Source organism: Streptomyces sp. NPDC007875 (assembly GCF_042868035.1).
GTDB classification, from domain to species: Bacteria; Actinomycetota; Actinomycetes; order Streptomycetales; family Streptomycetaceae; genus Streptomyces; species Streptomyces antimycoticus.
The window spans coordinates 558,768-580,692 of record NZ_JBIADZ010000002.1 but is presented as its reverse complement, the minus strand read 5'-3'; the positions used below and the strand labels follow the sequence as shown (position 1 = coordinate 580,692).

The window sequence follows — 21,925 nt, the reverse complement described above, 5'->3', positions numbered from 1 at the left end:
GCGTCACTCCTCGTCCTCCTCCCGGTGGCCCGCCCCCGCCCAGGGGTGACGCAGCCGGATCCAGACGTCGCGGGCGTGCCGCCCGGCCTCCGTACGGCTCTCGGCCACCGCCGTACGCGCCTCCTCCTCGGTCTCCACCATGGGCCCCGAACCGCGCAGCGGCTTCCCCGCCGTCTCATGCAGGAACAGCGTGGCGATCAGCCCGATCACACCCGCCGCCATCAGATAGAAGGCGGGCACCAGCGTGTTGTGCGTGGTGGCCACCAGCCACGAGGCCAGCAGCGGCGTCGTCCCGCCGAACAGCGACACGGAGAGGTTGTACGAGATCGACAGCGCGCCGTAGCGCAGCCGGGTCGGGAACAGCGCCGGAAGCGTGGCGGCACTCGTCCCCGCGAAGGTGACCAGCATCGCGCCCAGGAGCAGACAGCCGATCGCGGGCATCAGCACGCCGCCCGCCCGGATCAGCAGCACCGCCGGAATGGCCAGCGCCACCAGGCCCAGGCTGCCGAAGATGAACAGCGGCCGCCGCCCCCAGCGGTCGGAACCGCGCCCGACCACCGTGATCGCCAGCACCACGAACAGCATGGTGCCCAGCACCAGCAACTGGGCCGTGATGGCGTCCTGGCCGAGCGTGGAGGCCATGTACGTGGGCAGATACGACGTCACCATGTAGTTGGTGACGTTGTACAGCAGCACCAGGCCCATGCAGATCAGCATCGCCTCCCAGTGCCGCGTGAAGATCTCCTTCAGCCGCCCCTTTCCGGACTGGCGGGCCTCCTCGATCGGCACGGTGTCGCCGTGCGCCTCCGCCGCCTGTGCCGCCTCGGCCGCCCGCTCGGCCTCCTGCTGGAACGCCGGGGTCTCCTCCAGCCGCAGCCGCATATACAGACCGATCAGCCCCAGCGGCCCCGCCACCAGGAACGGCACCCGCCAGCCCCACTCCACCATCCCGGTCTCACCGATGGCGGCGGTGAGCACGGTGACCAGACCGGAGCCCAGCGAATAGCCGATGAAGGTCCCGAAGTCGAGCCAGCTGCCGAGGAAGCCACGGCGCTGATCGGGCGCGAACTCGGCGATGTAGGTGGTCGCCCCCGCGTACTCCCCGCCGGTCGAGAAGCCCTGCACCACCCGGCAGGCCAGGAGCAGCAGCGGGGCGGCGAAGCCGATCGCGGAGTAGCCGGGCAGCACACCCACCGCGAAGGTGCCGGCCGCCATCATGATCATGGTGGTGGACAGCACCCGCCGCCGCCCGATCCGGTCGCCCAGCGGCCCGAACACCAGCCCGCCCAGCGGCCGCACCAGGAACGCCACGGCGAAGGTGGCGAACGTGGAGACCACCTGGGCGGCAGGGTCCTCGGCGGGGAAGAAGACCCTGCCGAGGGTGACCGCGACATAGGCGTAGACACCGAAGTCGAACCACTCCATGGTGTTGCCGATCGCGGTCGCCGCGACCGCGCGGCGCATCCCCGGCTTGTCGACGACGGTGACGTCCTCGATGTCCAGCGACTCCTTACGGCGCCGCAGCAGCGTCCGGATCAGCTGGTCGGTACGGGCACTCCCGCGCGGCCACCCCCCGCGGCGGGGTCCACTCGGTGGTATCCGACCGGTACTCATCTCGTCCCCTGCCGACGGCTGAACCGCTACAGGACGCCGCTGCCGCCCCCCGCGTCAGGCCCCGGCCTCACTCGACTTGGCATACGTCAACGCCATCTGCCCGGCGACGTCGTACACCACGACCTGCTCATCGCCCACGACCCACGCGTCATGGCCGGGCGCCACCACATACACATCCCCGGGCCCCACCTCGGCCTCCGCGCCATCGGCCGTGCGCAGCCGCATCCGGCCCTGGACCACGATCCCGCTGTGGTGGACCTCGCACAGATCGGTCCCCACGATCGGCCGCACCGACTCCCGCCAGCGCCATCCGGGCTCGAAGGTGCCCACGGCGAAATCCAGCCCGGTCAGATGCAGGGCTTCGATATGGCCTCCGGGAAAGTCACGCCGTTCATCCGGCTTCTCGATCGTCTTGACTTCCACCATGGCGATACCTCCTCCCATCTCTCCATGGTGCGCCCGGGACGCCCCATCGGCGCGCCCGGCCGGGAACCCACCGGGCAGGCGCCGGTCCCGCGCAGGGCAGGTACCTCACGCACGCTCCGGGCGCGCGAAAGGCCCGGTGGCCGTAAGGACGGTCACCGGGCCTGCGACGATCTGCGGCGCGCCGGGTCGCTACTCCGGGCGCTTGGGACGCCAGACCACCAGAGCGCTGCTCTGCTGGACGTCCTGGTAGCGGACCAGGTCACGGCGGTAGGAAGCGTGGACCTGGGCCTCGCGCTGCTGCATGGCGGTCGCGGCGCCCTCGACCGCGGCCTGGAGCTCGGCGACACGGGACTGGAGAGCCGCGACCTGGTTCTCCAGTTCGATGATGCGCTTGATCCCGGCGAGGTTGATGCCCTCGTCCTGGGACAGCTGCTGGACCTGGCGGAGCAGCTGGATGTCGCGCGCTGAGTACCGCCGACCACGGCCGGCGGTGCGGTCGGGGGAAACCAGGCCGAGGCGGTCGTACTGACGCAGGGTCTGCGGGTGCAGTCCGGAGAGCTGAGCCGCCACCGAGATGACGTACACCGGCGAATCCTCGGTCAGTTCATAAGGGTTACGGGGCCGGCCGGCGCCCCTGCCTCCGATGCCTCCTCGGCCGTGCGACTCCATTGGGGTCACGCTCCCTTCGCGGCCTTGAACAGCTCCGCCCGTGGGTCCTCTCCCACGGTCGCCTCGCGATACGACTCCAGCGCGTCGCGCGCCGTGTCGCTCAGCTCCTGCGGCACCGTGACCTCGACGGTGACCAGCAAATCTCCGCGCGTGCCGTCCTTACGGACCGCACCCTTGCCACGGGCGCGCATCGTCCGTCCGTTGGGCGTGCCGGGCGGCAGCTTCAGGGTGACCGGCGGGCCGCCCAGGGTCGGGACCTTGATCTCGCCGCCGAGCGCCGCCTCCGGCAGGGTGACGGGCACGGTGACGGTCAGGTTGTCGCCCTTACGGCCGAAGACGGGATGCGCGTCCACGTGCACGACCACATACAGATCGCCGGCCGGGCCGCCGGTCTCGCCCGGGGCGCCCTTGCCGCGCAGCCGGATCCGCTGGCTGTCGCTGACGCCGGCCGGGATCCGGACCTGCATGGTGCGGGCGGAACGGGCCCGTCCGCTGCCCTTGCAGGTCTCGCACGGGTTCTGAGCGATCAGGCCACGGCCGCGGCACTCCACGCACGGGTCGGTGAGCGAGAAGCCGCCCCCGCCGCCCCGGCTGACCTGGCCGGTGCCGACACAGGTCGGGCAGACCCGCGGGGTGCCGTCCCGGTCGCCGGTGCCCGAGCACGCCTTGCACGGGGCCTGGCTGGACATCCGCAGCGGGACCGTGGCCCCCTCGACGGCCTCGGTGAAGCTGAGCGTCACCTCGGACTCGATGTCCTGGCCCCGGCGCGGCTGGGCGCGGGTGGCGCCGCCGCGGCCGAACAGCCCGCCGAAGACATCCCCGAGCCCGCCGCCGAAGCCGCCGGCGCCACCGCCGCCGGCACCGCCGCCGCCCTGGGCGCCGCCGAAGAGGTCGCCCAGGTCGAAGTTGAAGCTTCCGGTGCCGCCCGGACCGCCAGGACCGGGGCGGAATCCGCCGTTCCCGAAGAGCGAGCGGGCCTCGTCGTACTCCTTGCGCCGCTTGGGGTCGCCGAGGATGTCATTGGCCTCGGAGATCTCCTTGAAGCGGTCCTCCGCCTTGGCATCGCCCTTGTTGGCGTCCGGGTGGTACTCGCGGGCGAGCTTCCGGTACGCCTTCTTGATCTCCGCCTCGGTCGCGTCCTTGGGGACGCCGAGGACTTTGTAGTAGTCCTTCTCCACGAAGTCCTTGGTGCTCATCCTCGACGTCCCTCCTCTCCTGCCGCTACCGCGATCACCGTCACGTCAGCCCTCTTCCGGGCCACCGCTCTCCTCGTCCGGCGCCGCGGCCTCGCCTTCGCCGCCCTTGGCGGGGGTGGCTCCCGGCTGGGGCTCGGCGACCGCGACCCGCGCCGGGCGGATCGTGCGCTCGCCGATTCGATACCCCGGCTGCAGAATCTGCACGCACGTGGTCTCGGTGACATCCGGCGCGTACGAATGCATCAGGGCCTCGTGCACCAGCGGGTCGAAGGGCTCGCCCTCCTTGCCGAACTGCTGCAGACCCAGCTTCGCCGACACCGTCTCCACCGATTCGCCGACCGACTTGAAGCCGCCGACGAGCTCGCCGTGCTCCCGGGCGCGGCCGATGTCGTCGAGCACGGGCAGCAGCTCGGACAGGAGGCTCGCCACGGCGATCTCCTTGACCGTCACCCGGTCCCGCTCGACCCTGCGCCGATAGTTCTGGTACTCCGCCTGGAGCCGCTGGAGGTCGGCCGTCCGCTCGCTGAGGGCGGTACGCACCTGGTCCAGCTGTGCCTGAAGGGCTACCTGCTCGAGGTCCCCGGCCGGGGCTGCCGAGCCCGCCTTGTCGGCGGACCCGGCGCCCTTCGCCGCGTCGTCGGGGGTCTGCGCGGCCTCGGAGGGGACGTCGGGCTGCTCCTCGAAGCCCGGGGTCTCCTCCGTCACGCGGCACCACCCTGGCCCTTGTCGGCCTTGTCGTCGTCGACGATCTCGGCGTCCACCACATCGTCATCGGCCTTGGCCTGGCCCGCGGCGCCGGCGTCACCGGCGGCGGCACCGGCCGCGTCCGCGCCGTCCGCCTGGGTGTTGGCGTACATGGCCTGGCCCAGCTTCTGGCTGACCGCGGCGACCTTCTCGGTCGCGGTGCGGATCTCGGCGGTGTCCTCGCCCTTGAGCTTCTCCTTCAGCTCGGTGAGGGCCTCCTCGACCTCGGTCTTGACCTCGCCCGGGACCTTGTCCTCGTTGTCCTTGAGGAACTTGTCCGTCTGGTAGACCAGCTGCTCGGCCTGGTTGCGGGTCTCGGCGGCCTCGCGGCGCTTGTGGTCCTCCTCCGCGTACTGCTCGGCCTCGCGCATCATGCGGTCGATGTCGTCCTTCGGCAGCGCGGAGCCACCGGTGACGGTCATCTTCTGCTCCTTGCCGGTGCCGAGGTCCTTCGCGCCGACGTGCATGATGCCGTTGGCGTCGATGTCGAAGGTGACCTCGATCTGCGGCACGCCGCGCGGGGCCGGCGGAAGGCCGGTCAGCTCGAACATCCCGAGCTTCTTGTTGTACGCCGCGATCTCGCGCTCGCCCTGGTAGACCTGGATCTGCACGGACGGCTGGTTGTCCTCGGCCGTGGTGAAGATCTCCGAGCGCTTCGTCGGAATGGTCGTGTTGCGCTCGATCAGCTTGGTCATGATGCCGCCCTTGGTCTCGATACCGAGGGACAGCGGGGTGACGTCGAGCAGCAGGACGTCCTTGACCTCGCCCTTGAGGACACCGGCCTGGAGCGAGGCGCCGATGGCGACGACCTCGTCCGGGTTGACGCCCTTGTTGGCCTCCTTGCCGCCGGTCAGCTCCTTGACGAGCTCGGCGACGGCGGGCATGCGGGTCGAGCCACCGACCAGGACCACGTGGTCGATCTCGGACAGCGAGATGCCCGCGTCCTTGATGACGTTGTGGAACGGGGTCTTGCAGCGCTCCAGCAGGTCGGAGGTGAGCTGCTGGAACTGGGCACGGGTGAGCTTCTCGTCCAGGTGCAGCGGGCCCTCGGCGGACGCCGTGATGTAGGGCAGGTTGATGGTGGTCTCGGACGAGCTGGAGAGCTCGATCTTCGCCTTCTCAGCGGCCTCGCGGAGGCGCTGCAAGGCCATCTTGTCCTTGGACAGGTCGACGCCGTGGCCATTGTTGAACTGCTTGACCAGGTAGTCGACGACGCGCTGGTCCCAGTCGTCACCACCGAGGTGGTTGTCACCGTTGGTGGCCTTGACCTCCACCACGCCGTCGCCGATCTCCAGCAGCGAGACGTCGAAGGTGCCGCCACCGAGGTCGAAGACCAGGATGGTCTGGTCGTCCTTCTCCAGCCCGTAGGCGAGCGCGGCGGCGGTAGGCTCGTTGACGATACGCAGGACGTTGAGGCCCGCGATCTCACCGGCTTCCTTGGTCGCCTGGCGCTCGGCGTCGTTGAAGTACGCCGGGACGGTGATGACCGCGTCCGTGACCTTCTCGCCGAGGTACGACTCCGCATCCCGCTTCAGCTTCTGCAGGATGAAGGCGCTCATCTGCTGCGGGTTGAAGTCCTTGCCGTCGAGGTTGATCTTCCAGTCGGTGCCCATGTGGCGCTTGACCGAGCGGACGGTGCGGTCCACGTTGGTCACCGCCTGGCGCTTGGCCACCTCGCCGACCAGGACCTCGCCGTTCTTCGCGAACGCCACAACGGACGGCGTGGTCCTGGCGCCCTCGGCGTTGGTGATGACGGTGGGCTCACCGCCCTCGAGAACACTGACGACGGAGTTCGTCGTACCCAGGTCGATGCCGACCGCACGTGCCATTTCGGGATCCTCCAGCTACAGCATTGAGTGGAACAGGCTCAAGCGTGCATCAGCCCGATCGCCGCTGTCAACAGACCTGAGTCGCCAGGGCTCAAGTTTTATATGAGGCTTATGCCCAACCAAGCGTGGAAGAGGTGGAGGAGGGGCCAAGTGAGCGACACAGATCACCGGCTCGTCGACTACATGCGCCCCCGCCCGGGCGGGTAATCTCGGTCAAGCCACATTAAGTTACTGCTTAGTAATTCAGCTCGCAGGTTCGAGGAGCCCCATATGCAACTCGCCGCGATCATCGTGTCGCTGGTCCTCACCGCGGTCGGCGTTGCCCTGCTCGGCCGGGCCGTCGCGCAGTTCGTGCGCTTCTTCAAGCTCGGCGCGCCGGTCCCAGCGGGGGCCAGGACCGACAACCCCTACCAGCGCAGCGTCACCCTGGCCCGGGAGTTCCTCGCGCACACCCGCATGAACAAGTGGGGCGTGATCGGCGTCGCCCACTGGTTCGTGGCGATCGGCTTCCTGACCCTGCCGCCGACCATCATCAACGCCTACGGCCAGCTCTTCCAGGCGGACTGGACCCTGCCGATCCTCGGCGGCTTCCTCCCCTACGAGCTGTACATCGAGTTCATCGGCACGATGACCACCCTGGGCATCCTGACGCTGATGGCGATCCGGCTGCTCAACCTGCCCAGCCGGGCCGGCCGCAAGTCGCGGTTCGCGGGCTCCACCGCCTGGCAGGCGTACTTCGTCGAGTACGTCATCCTCATCATCGGCGTCGCGATCATGGCGCTGCGCGGCACCGAGGGCGCACTGCACCACGTCGACACGTACGAGCCCGCGTACTTCGCCTCGTATCCGCTGGTCCAGCTCTTCGACGGGCTCAGCGTGGACACGGTGCAGAACCTGACCTACCTGTTCGCGATGATCAAGCTCGGTACGACCATGATCTGGATGATCACGGTCAGCACCAACCTCGACATGAGCATCGCCTGGCACCGCTTCCTCGCCTTCCCCAACATCTGGTTCAAGCGCAACGCGGACGGCGACGTGGCCCTCGGCGCGCTGCAGCCGATGGTGAGCGACGGCAAGCCGATCGACTTCGAGGACCCGGACGAGGACGCCCAGTTCGGCGTCTCGCAGATCGAGCACTTCTCCTGGAAGGGCATCCTCGACTTCTCCACCTGCACCGAATGCGGCCGCTGCCAGTCGCAGTGCCCCGCCTGGAACACCGGCAAGCCGCTGTCGCCCAAGCTGCTGATCATGGCGCTGCGCGACCATTCGCACGCCAAGGCGCCGTATCTGCTCGCCGGTGGCGGCAAAACGATGGAGGGCGAGGAGAAGGCGAGCGAGGCGCAGCTTGCCGACGTGCCCGCGTCCGCGCTGGCGGAGGCCGAGCGCCCCCTGATCGGCACGCTGGAAGCAGCGTCTGACAGCGGCTTCGCCGCGGGCGGCGTCATCGACCCGGACGTGCTGTGGTCCTGCACCACCTGCGGTGCGTGCGTCGAGCAGTGCCCGGTGGACATCGAGCACGTCGACCACATCGTGGACATGCGCCGCTACCAGGTGATGATCGAGTCCTCGTTCCCGTCGGAGGCGGGCACGATGCTCAAGAACCTGGAGAAGAAGGGCAACCCCTGGGGGCTGGCCAAGAAGCAGCGCCTCGCGTGGACCAAGGAAGTCGACTTCGAGGTGCCGGTCGTCGGCAAGGACATCGAGGACCTCACCGAGGTCGACTACCTGTACTGGGTCGGCTGCGCGGGCGCCCTGGAGGACCGGGCGAAGAAGACCACCAAGGCCTTCGCGGAGCTGCTGCACATCGCGGGCGTCAAGTTCGCGATCATGGGCGGCGACGAGGCGTGCACCGGTGACTCCGCCCGCCGCCTGGGCAACGAGTTCCTCTTCCAGCAGCTCGGCCAGCAGAACGTCGAGATGCTGAACATGGCCTTCGGGGAGGACGCCGAGGAAGGCGTCACCGTCGAGAAGGCCAAGAAGAAGATCGTCGCGACCTGCCCGCACTGCTTCAACACCATCGCGAACGAGTACCCGCAGCTGGGCGGCGAGTTCGAGGTCATCCACCACACCCAGCTGCTGCAGCACCTCATCGACGAGGGCAAGCTGATCCCGGTCACCCCTGTCGAGGGTCTGATCACCTACCACGACCCCTGCTACCTGGGCCGCCACAACAAGGTCTACACCCCGCCGCGCGAGATCATCGCCAAGGTGCCGGGGCTGCGGAACGAGGAGATGCACCGCCACAAGGAGCGCGGCTTCTGCTGTGGCGCGGGCGGCGCCCGGATGTGGATGGAGGAGCGGATCGGCAAGCGCATCAACAACGAGCGCGTGGACGAGGCGCTGTCCCTCAACCCGGACATCGTCTCCACCGCCTGCCCGTTCTGCCTGGTGATGCTGACCGACTCCGTCAACGGCAAGAAGAACGACGGGAAGGCCAAGGAAGAGCTGCAGGTCGTGGACGTGGCGCAGCTGCTCCTCGACTCGGTGAGGACCCCGGCCGCGCCGGAGGACGGCGGCAAGAACGCCGAGGAGCCGGAGCCGGCCCCGGCCAAGTAACGCCGCAACGGATGCGCTGAAGCCCGCCCACGGGGTCCGTGGGCGGGCTTCTCGCCGTGCTGGGAGCCGTAAGGCGGCCGCGTCGCTCACGGCCTTCGCGAGCGCCTACGGCTCTCGTGCGCGCCTTACGGGCTTTCGTGAGCGCCGTGAGCGCCTTGCGGGCTTTCTCGTGAACGTCGTGAGCGCCTTACGGCTTTCATGCGAGCTCTGGAGCCCTAGAGCCCCAGAGCCCTTACGACCGCGGCTTGCCGCTCTTCGACAGTGGCAGCGCCTGCTCGGTCCAGATGACCTTGCCGTCCGAGGTGTAGCGGGTGCCCCAGCGGTCGGCGAACTGCGAGACCAGGAAGAGCCCCCGGCCGCCCTCGTCCGTCGTCCCCGCGTACCGCAGATGCGGGGAGGTGCTGCTGGTGTCGAAGACCTCGCAGATCAGGCTGCGGTCGCAGAGCAGCCGCACCCGGATCGGGCCGGTCGCATAGCGGATCGCGTTGGTGATCAGCTCGCTGAGGATGAGCTCGGTCGTGAACGCGACATCGCCCAGATCCCACTCCGCCAGCTTCCGGGCCACCGCGGCCCGCACCGCGGCCACCTGCGACGGGTCGGAGGCCACCTCCCAGTCAGCGGTCAGACCGGGCTCCAGCACCCTCGTACGGGCCACGATCAGCGCGATGTCATCGCTCGGGCGGTCGGGCAGCAGCGCGTCCAGCACGACCGTACAGGCGTCCTCGGGCGTCCGGCCGGGGTGGGACAGGGCATCGCGCAGCATCTCCAGGCCGGTGTCAATGTCCCGGTCGCGCTTCTCGATCAGCCCGTCCGTGTAGAGCACCAGATGGCTGCCCTCGGGCAGGTCCAGCTCCGACGTCTCGAACGGCAGCCCGCCCAGGCCCAGCGGCGGCCCGGCCGGCAGGTCGAGGAACTCCACCGAGCCGTCCGGACGCACCAGCGCGGGCGGCGGATGACCGGCCCGCGCCATCGTGCACCGCCGCGTCACCGGATCGTAGATCGCGTACAGGCACGTCGCCCCGGTGATCCCCTCGCTCCCACCACCGTCACCGTCCAGCCCACCAGGGCCCTCGTCCTGGTCGATCCGGGCGATCAGATCGTCGAGGTGGGACAGGATCTCATCGGGCGGGAGATCCAGCGTGGAGAAGTTGTGCACCGCCGTCCGCAGCCGACCCATCGTCGCCGCCGCATGCAGGCCATGCCCGACGACATCGCCCACCACCAACGCCACCCGCGCTCCGGGCAACGGAATGACGTCGAACCAGTCGCCCCCGACCCCCGACTCGGCCGGCAGATAGCGGTATGCCACATCCAGCGCGTTCTGCTCCGGCAGCATCCGGGGCAGCAGGCTGCGCTGGAGGGTCACCGCCATGGTGTGCTCGCGGGTGTAGCGGCGGGCGTTGTCGATGCTGACGGCGGCCCGGGTGACCAGCTCCTCGGCGAGAGAGATGTCGTCCTCCTCGAACGGCTCCGGCTTCTCCGCGCGCATGAAACTGGCCACGCCCAGGACGACGCCCCGGGCCCGCAGCGGGACCGTGATCATCGAGTGGATGCCGTAGTCGACGATCCGCCGGGCGTGCTCGGGGTCCTGGTCCTGCCAGCCGGCGAAGTCGCTCAGGACCGGCTCGACCGTCACCGTTCCGCTGCGGAAACCGCGGGCCTGGGGCGCGCTCGGGCCGAAATCGATCAGCATGCCGAGGGGGTAGAGCGGGCCGTCGTCGCGGATGCCGCTGAGGGCCGTACGGCGCAGGACCGTACGGCCGCCGTCGGCGACCGCCACGGCCCCCCACGGGCCCGCGTCCGGGGCGCCGGTGCCCGCCGCTCCGTCCGGGGGCTCCTCGCCGCGCAGCACCGAGTCCGCGAGGTCCACCGAGACGTAGTCGGCGAACCGGGCCACCGCGTACTCCGCCAACTCCTGGGCGGTGCGCACCACGTCCAGCGTGGTGCCGATGGAGACGCCCGCGTCGTACAGCAGCTTGAGCCGGTTGCGCGCGAGGTCGACCTTGCCGGACAGCGCGCGCAGCTCCGTGGTGTCACGCAGGGTGGCGACGCTGCCGGGCGGGCCGCCGTCGCGGTCGGTGGGGCGGTGGCTGACGGACAGCAGCCGCTCACCGGCCGTATGGACCTCGTCGGTGGCGGGGCGCCCGGACACCAGCAGCGCGGCGGTGTGCGGATCGAAGCCGAGCTCGGACACCAGCCGGCCCTCGGCGTCCGGCGGGAGATCGAAGAGCCGCCGCGCCTCGTCGTTGGCGAGCACCAGCCGCCGGTCGCCGCCGACGATCAGCACGCCCTCGCGCACCGAGTGCAGCACCGCGTCATGGTGCTCGTACATCCGCGTCATCTCGGCCGGGTCCAGCCCGTGGGTCTGGCGCCGCAGCCGCCTGCTGACCAGGGCCGTGCCCGCCGTGGCGAGCGCCATCGCGGCCGCGGCCGCGCCGAACAGCAGCGGCAGCTGATGGTCGGCCGCACCGCTCACCTTCTTGATCGTGATACCGGCCGCGACCAGGCCGACGACCTTCCCGTGGCTGTCCTTGACGGGCACCACGGACCGCACGGACAGGCCGAGCGTGCCGGTGAAGGTCTCCTGGACCGTCCGGCCCTCCGCCGCCGGGCGGATGCTGCCCATGAAGTGCTTGCCGATCCGGGCGGGGTTGGGGTGGGTGTAGCGGATCCCCTGGGGCGTCATGACGACGACGAAGTCGACCCGGGAGCCCTTACGGGCCCGCTCGGCGAGCGGCTGCAGCGCGGCGCTCGGATCGGGGCCGCGGATCGCGCTCACCATCCCGGGCGCGCTCGCGAAGCTCTCGGCGACGGCCATGGAGCGGTTACGGGCCTCCCGCTCGCTGTCGTAGCGGGACTGCAGGACGAGCGCCACCACGGCCGCGACGACCAGCAGCAGCACGACCCCCACCTGCAGGACGAAGACCTGGCCGGCCACGGTGCGCACGCCGCGCACCGGGTTCCGGCGGGGCCGCCCATAGCCGCGGCCGTGGCCGGAGCCGGGACCGGATCCGTGGCCGGTCCGGCCGGTGCGCACCGGCGGCCGCTCCTGCGGGCCCCGCTGGGCGTACACGTCCTGCCGGCCCTGCGGATCCCAGTGGTCATGGGGATCCGGCGAGCCCTGCGGATCGGATTGACCGCGCTGATCCTGCTGGTCCTGCTGAACGCGCCGCCCACGTCGTTCCCACGCCGAGCGGGGCCCCTCACGCCGACCGCGTGGGCGCCAGTCGTTCATCGTGCGGGCCAGCGGAACCCGTGGTCGACCGAAAAGTCCGGCCATGTCGTTATTTCTAGCACCCTCGCTCAGCGGCGGGCGAGCGGCATCCGCCGCTGGGCGCCGAGCGCTCCCGTCCGACATCGCGACTACACCCCGCCCGAGCCCGCTTTCGCCGGTCTCGCCGCTTCACCCGTCACCCGCACACCGTGCGTTAAGCACATGACTGCCCCCGCTTTTCCGCGTTGAAGTTCCGCGTCGACCGACTACCGATACTGGCCGTGAAGTATCCCTTCTCACAACGACGTTACGAATTCCCTACAGGATCATGCCCGACGGCGCATAGGTAAATGTCCTGGACAGACCTTGTGCCCCAAAGGTCATCTTTACAGCAAAGCGGACTGATCGGTCCCGCGTCCTTCCGCACAACCATCGAGCGGACATGGACGAAACGCCAGGCATCACCCTCGTAACGAAGTGCCGCGCCCCATGGCCTCAGCCGCCCTGATGGGTTGAGGTGGCCCGATGACGCCCGCACCTCCCCCCACCGCACCACCCGGCCGCGTCCCGGGCCCCCGACGCCGCTCCCTCCTCCGCGTCCCCACCGCCTCCATCGCCGCAGGTACGGCCTGCCTGGCACTGCTGCTCGCCGCCTGCGGCCCCGAGGACGGCGGCGCACAGGGCGGGCGCGACAGCTCCTCCTCCGCCGGCGGGTCCGTCATCACCCCCACCGCCACCGCGCCCGTCCCCCGCGGCAAGGGCAGCCGGCTGCCGGATGACGTCAACGGCGACGGCTATCCCGATCTGCGGCTCCCCGTACCGTCCGGCAAAGGGGGGCTGCCCAGCCGGATCGCCTTCGTCCACGGCTCGTCCCACGGCCTGAATCCCGCCACCCGCACCGTGCTCCGCCACCGCGACCTCGGCCTGCCGTCCCAGGACGTCACCGTCGCGGGCGCGACCGAGGTGGCCACGGCCGACCTCGACGGCGACGGCTACGCCGACGTCACCACCACGGCGGGCGAGGCCCTCGGCGAACGCGAGACCGAGCGCACCCAGGCCACCGTCCGGACCGTCCCCTACATCTCCTGGGGCGGCCCCGGCGGCCCCCAGAAGACCCGCTCCGCCGCCCGCGTCCAGCTGACCGGCCCGGACGACGGCGTGGACGCCCAGCGGCCGACCGTCGGCGACTTCAACGGCGACGGCCACCACGACCTGGCCCTGATCCGCGAGGACCGCCACTCGCTGCTGGTGCTGTACGGGCCGTTCAACCGGGCGGGCAAGGCCGCCCGGACGGTTCCGTACGCGAGCCCGCTGGACGGCCACGGCGAGATCGGCGATCTCATCGCCGACACCATCGCCGACACCGACGCCGCGGACGGCACCGACACCCACGCCGCCGAGGGCCACCGCGCCACCGATCTGGTGGTGCACGCGGTCAACGGCAACGACCAGTCCGGTTCCACCCTCCTCGCCGCCGGCTCCCACGGCCTGGGCACCGAGGGCCGCAGGCTGCGCGAGGGCAACGCGATCACGTTCGGCGACTTCGACGGCGACGGCCGCCGCGATGTCGCGGTCGGCGACAGCGGCACCCGTAATGACGAGCCGGGCGGCGAGACGGAGCGGCCGGACATCGGCAAGACGGTGAGCGTCTACTACAAGCGGGCGGCGCGGCCGGGGCGTGCCGATCCGCGCCCCCTTGAACCACGCCCTCTCAAGGTGCCCGGGATGTCGGGCAAGCTGGCCGCCGCCGACACCGACGGTGACGACACCGATGAGCTGGCCGTTTCCCTCGGCCGGGGTGGCGTCGAGCTGCTCGCCCTGCGCCGGGCCTCCCACTCCGCCACGACCCGCGTCGCCGGGCGCGACCTCCTGACCCGCGCGGCGCCTTCCGTCGTGGACGGCAAGACGATCCGTAAGGGCGAGCGCGCGGCCCGGCTCTACGACGTCGCGGACTTCGATCACGACGGTAAGGACGAGGTCGTCCTGGCATGGGGCCCCGGTCTGGCTTTCTCGCGATACGGCGAACGTCCCGAGTGGTGGTGGATCACGGACGGCACGGCGGACAAGACGGCCTTCAGCAGCAAGCCGTTCGCGGCGGACGCGGACTAGGGCGGGGGGCCGGGGAGCGAGGGCGGGCGAACGCCTGCGGAACGCCGGGCGGGTGCACCAGATACCCTCAGGAACCACCGGGGGAAAACCCATAAGGGACCCCCTAAGGGATGTCACAGCTCGGCCGCAAAGCCTGGTCCGCCACACAGCTCCCGCACCCGGCCCGCTACGACCGGGTACGTTCGAATGGTGGCTGGATTCAGGATCGGACGCGGACGGGACTCCCACTCCGCGCAACAAGGGCAGCAGCAGCGGCCGCCGCAGTCGCCGTACGGACAGCAGGAGCCGTACGGCGGTCAGCAGCCGCCGCAGTGGCAGCAGCCCTCCTCACAGGGAGAGCCGGAGTACTTCGGCGGCCAGGACCCGCACTACGGCCCCGGGCACGGCCCTGGCCCTGGCCCCGGAGGCCATGGCCAGGGGCAGAGACCGTACGGACAGGGCGGCGGCTACGCCGACAACAACGCGGGCCATACACAGCAGTTCAGCATCGGCGAGGCGCCCGACGCGTACGACCCGTACGGCCAGGCCCCCGGTTCGTACGACGACGGCTACGGCGGGCAGACGTACCGCGCCGGCTCCTCCACCGCCCCGCCCGCCGGCCCCCGGCTGCACTGGCAGCAGCTGCTGAGCGGCATCGTGCTGCGCCCGTCGGCCACCTTCTGGCAGATGCGGGACTACGCGGTGTGGGGCCCGGCGCTGATCGTGACCTTCATCTACGGTCTGCTGGCGGTCTTCGGCTTCGACGACGCCCGTGAGGACGTCCTCAACGCCCCTATGGCCAACAGCATCCCGTGGGTGCTCACCGCGGGCGTCGCCATGGTGATCAGCGCACTGATCCTGGGCGCCGTCACCCACACCCTCGCCCGCCAGTTGGGCGGCGACGGCACCTGGGCACCGACCATCGGCCTGTCGATGCTGATCATGTCGATCACGGACGCGCCGCGGCTGGTGTTCGCGCTCTTCCTGGGCGGTGACAGCTCGCTGGTGAAGGTGGTGGGCTGGCTGACCTGGCTGGCGGCGGGCGCGCTCTTCACCACGATGGTGAGCAAGTCGCACGACCTGCCGTGGCAGAAGGCGCTGGGCGCGTCGGCACTCCAGCTGATCGCCCTGCTGAGCCTGCTGAAGCTGGGCACGCTGTAAGGCAGCCACCGCATTCCGCACGACCAAGGGGCCCGCACCGCGGGCCCCTTCCTCATCTCACCGGTCACCTCACGGGCTTGGCACCCGTAAGGCGTCGCACCCTGCTAAGACTCCCCGCCCCCGTCAGGCGTCCCGTACTTGCCCCTCCCGCCGCACGACGGGCGGTTCGACGCTCCAGGGCAAGTGAACTGAATAATGGCAGTAATCTCTTCTTGCACCATCGAAGCAGGTCAGAGCAGGGGGAGCGTGCATTCGTGGCGCGGAAGGTGGGGATCCACACCCGCATCTCACGAGACGACGAGGGCGATGCGCCCGGCGTGGCTCGCCAGCGTACCGACTGCGAGCGGCTGGCGGATCTCCGCACATGGCAGCCTGTGAAGATCTACGAGGACAACGACGTATCCGCGTTCAAACGCAACGTCGTGCGCGACGAGTTCGAGCTCATGCTCAAGGATCTCCGCGCCGGACTGATCGATGGCGTCGTGGCGTATGACCTCGACCGGCTAGCGCGCCAGCCCCGAGACCTTGAACGACTGATCGAGATCTTCGACGAGCGCCCGCGACTGGAGTTCGCGACCGTCACCAATGACGTGAACCTCGGCACGGCGGACGGCCCGGACCATGGCGCGCGTCATGGTGGCATTCGCCAACAAGTCGTCACACGACACATCGCGGCGGATCAAGGCGGCCCGTGGCCACCGCCCGCTCCTGTCTACCGCCCCGCTCAGCGGCGCCCCCGTGCCACTCAGCGCGCACTCCCGACCAGCACACCGCCAGATACAGCCAGGAACCTCAGCCGCCGCCCCGAGCCACTTCCCACCAGACGAGCGCACACGCCAACGCGACAGCACGGCCATGGCTACGCGCCCAACTGACCGGCATAGCTGGAATCCGCGGTGACCCCGCAGGGAGGGCCGAGGCTCGGCCGCTGGTGGCGGCCGGCCTCCGAGTCTTGAGGCACCTCGCTCATTGTGGACACAGGGATTGCCCATGGCCGACTGGGCGAAGCAGTGACTGCTGAACCATTGATCGCGGATGCCTTGCGGCGGGAGGACCGCACCAACCAACGCGGCCGTGCGTTTCACGCGTTCTGGCTGGCTCGTACGCAGCTGGACCAGGGCAAACTTGATCAGGCATGCCACACCGCCACGCAAGCTCTGGAGCCCGCTTCGGCGGTGGCCTCCGGGCGCGTTTCGGGCCATCCGAGGGAGTTCTACGAACAGTTGGGCTCCGCACAGGCAGGAGCCCGCAGCCCTGGCCTTCGAGGCGCGGCTACGGGAGCTCCTCCCATCGGTCAGCGGATCGCTTCGTCCACGAGCAGGTAGAGCAGGCCAACGAGTGATCCACTGCTCACGATCTCGCGGCGGTCGATCATGCCCCGCACCTCCGAGAGAGGGATCCACTCCATGCGGTCGGACTCGTTCTTCTCCGTGGGCGGCCCGGCGTAAGTCGCGTCATCCATGCGAAAGACGTGGTGTTGCGAGTCGGTGATTCCGTTGGCTGGCTCGGCGTAGATCAGGGGCTTGACGGGGCCAGGGCGCCAGCCCGTCTCCTCCAGCACTTCGCGGGCCGCCGCCTCCTCTGGGGGACTCGCCCTCCTCGACCAGGCCCATGGGCGGTTCCCATGCCCATGAATCCGTGATAAGGCGGTGCCGCCACATCATCAGGACCTCTTGGCGCTCATTGACCACGGCGGCCACGGCCAGGTGCCGGAGGCGGACGACGTGGTACTCCCACCTGCGCCCGTCAGGCTGCTGGACGTCGACCAGACACAGATTCACCCACTTGTTCGTGTAGATCTGTCGCTCACCGTGGGTCTTCCACTGCCTGCGGCCCCTCTCGATCGGTCTCCAGGTTCTCAGACGGACTCAGAGGTGGAGGCCGGTTTCACGTCAGACTGACGAGATGGTGGCCGGGGCCCCTCTCCGTGTGCGCAGTTAAAGACGTTGTGGAGCGACGCTGTGGACCCCTGGTGGACCACAAAGGTCGCAGCGGGCATCGGGATGGGTCGTACACACAGGTCAGTGCTGTCAGCGCCGTCCTGGCTACAGTCCTCTCGAAAGCCGTTATGGCAACGCACCACCTTGGGCGCTGTGACAGCAACCGTGACAGCAACGACGGCGCACGCCCCCGGCCGACAGCTCGCGACGAACGCCACGTGAGACGGCCGTCGAGACCTGCGACAGGCCCCTGCCCGAACCTACGGATCAAGAGGTTGCAGGTTCGAATCCTGTGAGCGCGCACCAGTACAGAGGCCCCTTCCAATCGGAAGGGGCCTCTGGCGTATGCGACGACATCCACCTCGTTCGGCGTTCCGTTCTTCGTGATGAAGACAAGATCACTGCCGTCGTCCGCGGCTCGGTGGCGAAGCTACCGAACGGGAGCTCGGTTCAACGGGTCGTGCCTCCGCTGGGCGAAGGCGACCGGCAGGCCGTGCGGGGTGCAACGCCCTACGCGCCGGCTGGCGCTCCCTGGGTGGCGGTCCGTCCGGCCATGCCGCCACCGCCGGTGCTCACTCCGCCGTGCGGGGCCCGCGCGCTGTGGCCGTCGGCCTTGAACTTCCCGTCCCGCAGCTCGAAGCGCTCAGGCGGGGAACAGCCGATCGCCGGGGTGATCAGCAGGCTCGCGGTGACGGGTGCGGGGTTGGTGCTCGCCGTCGAGAACTCGCAGATCGCGCCCCGCCCGGTGACGGGGAACCAGAACCAGCTGTCCACCGCACCGACCCGTATCTCGTCCGACGGCACGAACCGGCCGTGCTGCCGGGCGAAGGCCTTCAGGCGGACGGAGGCCCTCAGTGGGTCGACGGTGGACCGGATCGCGGTCAGGGTGAACTTGACGTTCCCATCCGCGTCCAGGACCGAGGACGCGATCTGCCTGGTCTCGGCCCCCCGCCCGTCGCTTGGCCGCCCGTCGTGGGCCTCGGCTTCGGTGGTTTCGGCAGGGGTGGCCAGCATGGCGACGGTCGCCGCGGCGGTGACCAGCACCGAGCTGCCGCGCACGAGCGCGCTCGCTTGTATCGGCATGTTTCCTCCCTGGTGCTCATGCGTACCGTTCGCGCATGAATGCCACCTTTTCCCTTCCACCTCGCAGTAGGAAAACCACCTGAATCACCCGTTCGCGCGCGGCGTCACCCGGTCGGACCGGACAACTGCTCCATCGGTCGCCAGCCGCCTACGGTTGGGCATGGCCTTTCGGCAGCGCTTCAGTCTGGGTTCGCTATCAAAGGCCCGCCCGAACCTACGGATCAGAAGGTTGCAGGCAGCCTCTGACGAGCAGATGGCAGGAGCGTCCCCGGGCGTGTGCCAGGCGTCGCCCAGCCGCTCGAAGATCACTCAAACAGACGGCAAGACCGGTTCCCCCTGCGCTCCGAGCAGGGGGAACCGGCAGGCCAGAAGCGTTTTACAGAGCTTCGCGCGACGGAGTGATCGGTGTGCCAGACTTACGACATGGAGGCAAGACAGACCACGGGAAGTTGATCCACTGGTCGGTGCGCTTCCAGATGTACTCGCACTTCACCAGCGACTGCGGCTTCTCGTAGATCACCGCGCTGCGCACCTCGGCGACCGAGCCGAGGCAGAAGTCACGGACCAGCTTCAGCGTCTTGCCGGTGTCCGCCACGTCATCGGCGATCAGCACCTTCTTGTCGGAGAAGTCGATCGCGTTGGGCACGGGCGCGAGCATCACGGGCATGTCGAGGGTGGTCCCCACTCCCGTGTAGAACTCCACGTTCACCAGGTGGATGTTCTTGCAGTCGAGCGCGTACGCCAGCCCGCCGGCCACGAAGACCCCGCCACGGGCTATGGAGAGCACGATGTCGGGCTCGTACCCATCCTCGGCGATCTTCTCCGCCAGCTCGCGGACCGCGACCCCGAACCGCTCGTACGTAAGGTTCTCCCGCTGCTCACCCATGCCACTCACACCTTCGTCCGATGGAACCGCTGGAACGACCGCGAAGGCGTCGGCCCACGCTGCCCCTGATAGCGGGAGCCGTAATGGGCCGAACCGTAAGGATGCTCGGCGGGTGAGGTCAGCCGGAACATGCACAGCTGCCCGATCTTCATCCCCGGCCACAGCTTGATCGGCAGCGTCGCGACATTCGACAACTCGAGCGTGACATGCCCGGAGAACCCCGGGTCGATGAACCCCGCCGTGGAGTGCGTCAGCAGCCCCAGCCGTCCCAGACTCGACTTCCCCTCGAGCCGCGAGGCGATGTCATCGGGCAGCGATACGACCTCGTACGTCGAGGCGAGCACGAACTCCCCGGGATGCAGGATGAACGCGTCCTCGCCCTCGGGCTCCACGAGCCGCGTCAGATCGGGCTGCTCCACCGCAGGGTCGATATGGGGATAGCGGTGGTTCTCGAACACCCGGAAGAACCGGTCCAGCCGTACATCGATACTCGACGGCTGCACCATCGCCGGGTCGTACGGATCAATCCGCACCCGTCCGGCGTCGATCTCGGCCCGGATGTCCTTGTCTGAGAGAAGCACCCGAAGAGGATACGCACATCGGACCCACCCCCACGGCACAGGCCCGGTCCCACCGGACCGGGCCCGCACCCCGCGGCTTCATCGGCTACCGCTTACCGCTTCTCGGCACCCACCGGCACGGCGTGCCGGAGCCGGGCGCAACGCGGACACCGCAGCAACCGGCCGGGACCAATGCGGTCGACGGTGAGGTGCTGCATCGGGAACGAGGCGGTGCTGAATACGTGCCCTTCAGCACAACGGACGACGGTGCGCTCCATTGAGTCCCTTCCCCAAGAACGTGGACGGCGTGGACGACAAAAGCCACATTAGGGGATCAACCCGGCACCGCTCCACGCGCCTCTCCGCACCCCCACCGTACGCCCAACTCCCGCACCCCAACAGCCGCTTCCACCCCGCCCGCACGCCGGACATCCACTCCAATACCACCCCGAAACCCCCGCGAATCCCCACCAACTCGCCCTGGACCCGCCCTGGGCTCACCCTCGCTCCGACCCCATCTTGGCCCCGCCTTGACCTCGCTCCCGCCCCGAACAGCACGAAGACCCCACGACGAATGCGCCGGGGGTCAGCCATGGGGTAAAGTATCCGACGATGCGGCGCCAGAAATCGGGCGCCTCTCGCGGGTGTAGTTTAATGGTAGAACATGAGCTTCCCAAGCTCAGAGCGCGGGTTCGATTCCCGTCACCCGCTCCAGCGCAAAGCCCCAGGTCAGCGACCCGGGGCTTCTTCGTTGTCCTGGGCCGCCGGGCCTCTCCGTCACCCCACGACGCCGCACCAAGATCCGGCGAAAGACGATCGCACTTGGACGGGAGCGATCGAGACGCGTCAGGTGCCAGGTGGCCAGCGAGGCGCGGGCGTAAGCTCAAGCCAGCGACCGCAACAACGGTCAGGCTCATCATGATCGCGTAGACCGCCGCCCAGGAGACGTTTCGATGGCCGAACAGCCTTCTGCCCCCGACGGGCCCCTGATCCCCATGCCGGCGCTCACTCCGGCAGCGCTCCGCGCTGCGGTCGCCCAGATCGCCCCCGCCCAGCTGCCGTCTTTCGTCGAGCACCTCGACCGCGCGGTCGAACAAGCCGCTGCCCAGAGCACCATCGCTCCACTGCGTACCTTCTTGCAGTGGTGGGGCGAGTTCGTCGCCATCCAGCGCTACCCGGCCCGCGCCACACGCCTGCGCGAACTGGAAGCCAAAGCGGAGCAGGCCACCGACCGCGAAGCCGTGCGCTCCGCACTCGCCGAGATCCGACAGATCACGGCCCTGGCACACCATGAGATCTCCGCGTGAGCGAATAAGTGGACCTGGGATTACGACCCCGACGCCGAGCACGTCGTAGGCGGCCTGCCTCACGAAGTCGTGGCCGAGGTAGAGCGCTTGGCTGAGCAGCTGACGGTACTGGGCCGCGACGCGGTCGACGTCGGCCGCGGACATCCGCACGGCGGAGGTCTGCGCACCCAGGAATCTTCGGGGGACGGGGCTTCTTCATGTTCATGGCGCTGGAACGCCTCGAGTTGGTTGTGATCACCCGCGTCACATGGCTCGGCTGATCAGTTGCTACGGCGCAAGCTCGCATGCGGTCGGACCTCGGCTACCGCGAGGCGGCCGGGACAGGTGCAACTGGGCGCAGCCGCGTCCGCCGCACCAGACGCGCACCAGAAACGGCGGTCAACAGCGGTCAATGACGGGTGACTGGAAGAGCCTCCCGAGCAGTCGACAGCACCCGATTGCGCAGGTCAACGAGGCGTTTGAGCCTGATCACCACGTGACTCCCAAGCTCAGAGCGCGGGTTCGATTCCCGTCACCCGCTCCATAGCGAAGGCCCAGGTCAGCGACCCGGGCCTTGTTTGTTGTCCAGACCGCGCTAAGCGTCTTGTGCCCGTTGTGTGCCAGACGAGGCGCCGCACGTGCCGACCAGTCGCCTCACGGCTGGCGTTCA

At 69.3% G+C, this 21,925-nt stretch carries 15 protein-coding genes, 1 tRNA gene and 2 pseudogenes; 7 read left to right on the top strand and 11 right to left on the bottom strand.

What is annotated here, in order from left to right:
* Window positions 1-3: 3 nt before the first annotated feature.
* The 6 genes from proP to dnaK all read right to left on the bottom strand — a co-directional run bounded on the left by proP (window position 4) and on the right by dnaK (window position 6,478).
* Window positions 4-1,614, bottom strand: coding sequence for a glycine betaine/L-proline transporter ProP (proP, locus tag ACFYOY_RS06400; protein ID WP_388585164.1), 1,611 nt, complete (start codon window positions 1,612-1,614; stop codon window positions 4-6).
* A gap of 54 nt (window positions 1,615-1,668) precedes the next feature.
* Window positions 1,669-2,040: a cupin domain-containing protein gene (locus ACFYOY_RS06395; protein WP_351883268.1), complete on the bottom strand. Its 372-nt coding sequence runs from the start codon at window positions 2,038-2,040 to the stop codon at window positions 1,669-1,671.
* A gap of 189 nt (window positions 2,041-2,229) precedes the next feature.
* Window positions 2,230-2,709, bottom strand: a complete 480-nt coding sequence (locus tag ACFYOY_RS06390; protein ID WP_093463424.1) for a heat shock protein transcriptional repressor HspR — start codon at window positions 2,707-2,709, stop codon at window positions 2,230-2,232.
* Window positions 2,710-2,714: 5 nt separating this feature from the next.
* Complete coding sequence (gene dnaJ, locus ACFYOY_RS06385) at window positions 2,715-3,905, bottom strand: molecular chaperone DnaJ (protein WP_161560571.1); 1,191 nt, start codon at window positions 3,903-3,905, stop codon at window positions 2,715-2,717.
* A gap of 45 nt (window positions 3,906-3,950) precedes the next feature.
* Window positions 3,951-4,610, bottom strand: a complete 660-nt coding sequence (grpE, locus tag ACFYOY_RS06380) for a nucleotide exchange factor GrpE (RefSeq protein WP_388585159.1) — start codon at window positions 4,608-4,610, stop codon at window positions 3,951-3,953.
* Window positions 4,607-6,478 carry a molecular chaperone DnaK gene (gene dnaK / locus ACFYOY_RS06375; protein WP_137966706.1) on the bottom strand — a complete coding sequence of 624 codons (1,872 nt, stop codon included), beginning with the start codon at window positions 6,476-6,478 and terminating at the stop codon, window positions 4,607-4,609. Before dnaK ends, grpE begins: the two co-directional genes overlap by 4 nt.
* Before the next feature lie 270 nt (window positions 6,479-6,748).
* Between dnaK and ACFYOY_RS06370 the strand changes: the two genes are divergently transcribed.
* Window positions 6,749-9,037: a (Fe-S)-binding protein gene (locus ACFYOY_RS06370; protein WP_388585156.1), complete on the top strand. Its 2,289-nt coding sequence runs from the start codon at window positions 6,749-6,751 to the stop codon at window positions 9,035-9,037.
* 232 nt (window positions 9,038-9,269) lie between these two features.
* Here ACFYOY_RS06370 and ACFYOY_RS06365 read toward each other — a convergent pair whose 3' ends face one another.
* On the bottom strand, window positions 9,270-12,317 hold the full coding sequence (locus ACFYOY_RS06365; protein ID WP_351883274.1) for a SpoIIE family protein phosphatase: 3,048 nt from the start codon (window positions 12,315-12,317) through the stop codon (window positions 9,270-9,272).
* A 459-nt stretch (window positions 12,318-12,776) separates the two neighbouring features.
* On the opposite strand from ACFYOY_RS06365, the gene ACFYOY_RS06360 reads away from it, so the two are divergent.
* The 4 genes and pseudogenes from ACFYOY_RS06360 to ACFYOY_RS06345 all read left to right on the top strand — a co-directional run.
* Window positions 12,777-14,360, top strand: a complete 1,584-nt coding sequence (locus tag ACFYOY_RS06360; protein WP_351883276.1) for a VCBS repeat-containing protein — start codon at window positions 12,777-12,779, stop codon at window positions 14,358-14,360.
* Window positions 14,361-14,546: 186 nt separating this feature from the next.
* The gene (locus ACFYOY_RS06355) at window positions 14,547-15,500 is read left to right on the top strand and encodes a Yip1 family protein (protein ID WP_388585152.1); all 954 of its coding nucleotides are present in this window, start codon (window positions 14,547-14,549) and stop codon (window positions 15,498-15,500) included.
* 254 nt (window positions 15,501-15,754) lie between these two features.
* The gene (locus ACFYOY_RS06350; protein WP_388585150.1) at window positions 15,755-16,375 is read left to right on the top strand and encodes a recombinase family protein; all 621 of its coding nucleotides are present in this window, start codon (window positions 15,755-15,757) and stop codon (window positions 16,373-16,375) included.
* Window positions 16,376-16,465: 90 nt separating this feature from the next.
* Window positions 16,466-16,814, top strand: a pseudogene (locus ACFYOY_RS06345) (hypothetical protein); the annotation flags it as partial.
* Here the strand turns inward: ACFYOY_RS06345 and ACFYOY_RS06340 are convergent.
* The 4 genes and pseudogenes from ACFYOY_RS06340 to dcd all read right to left on the bottom strand — a co-directional run bounded on the left by ACFYOY_RS06340 (window position 16,795) and on the right by dcd (window position 19,990).
* Window positions 16,795-17,344, bottom strand: a pseudogene (locus ACFYOY_RS06340) (NUDIX hydrolase). The pseudogenes ACFYOY_RS06345 and ACFYOY_RS06340 overlap by 20 nt on opposite strands.
* A gap of 606 nt (window positions 17,345-17,950) precedes the next feature.
* Window positions 17,951-18,523 (bottom strand): hypothetical protein, encoded by a 573-nt coding sequence (locus tag ACFYOY_RS06335; RefSeq protein ID WP_351883282.1) that lies wholly within the window; start codon window positions 18,521-18,523, stop codon window positions 17,951-17,953.
* A gap of 376 nt (window positions 18,524-18,899) precedes the next feature.
* Window positions 18,900-19,409, bottom strand: coding sequence for a phosphoribosyltransferase (locus ACFYOY_RS06330; protein ID WP_351883284.1), 510 nt, complete (start codon window positions 19,407-19,409; stop codon window positions 18,900-18,902).
* 5 nt (window positions 19,410-19,414) lie between these two features.
* Complete coding sequence (gene dcd, locus ACFYOY_RS06325) at window positions 19,415-19,990, bottom strand: dCTP deaminase (protein WP_078642588.1); 576 nt, start codon at window positions 19,988-19,990, stop codon at window positions 19,415-19,417.
* Window positions 19,991-20,609: 619 nt separating this feature from the next.
* On the opposite strand from dcd, the gene ACFYOY_RS06320 reads away from it, so the two are divergent.
* Together ACFYOY_RS06320 and ACFYOY_RS06315 are read left to right on the top strand one after the other, a co-directional pair.
* Window positions 20,610-20,683, top strand: a tRNA-Gly gene (locus ACFYOY_RS06320).
* 239 nt (window positions 20,684-20,922) lie between these two features.
* Window positions 20,923-21,276 carry a DUF6247 family protein gene (locus tag ACFYOY_RS06315; RefSeq protein ID WP_351883309.1) on the top strand — a complete coding sequence of 118 codons (354 nt, stop codon included), beginning with the start codon at window positions 20,923-20,925 and terminating at the stop codon, window positions 21,274-21,276.
* Window positions 21,277-21,925 lie beyond the last annotated feature (649 nt).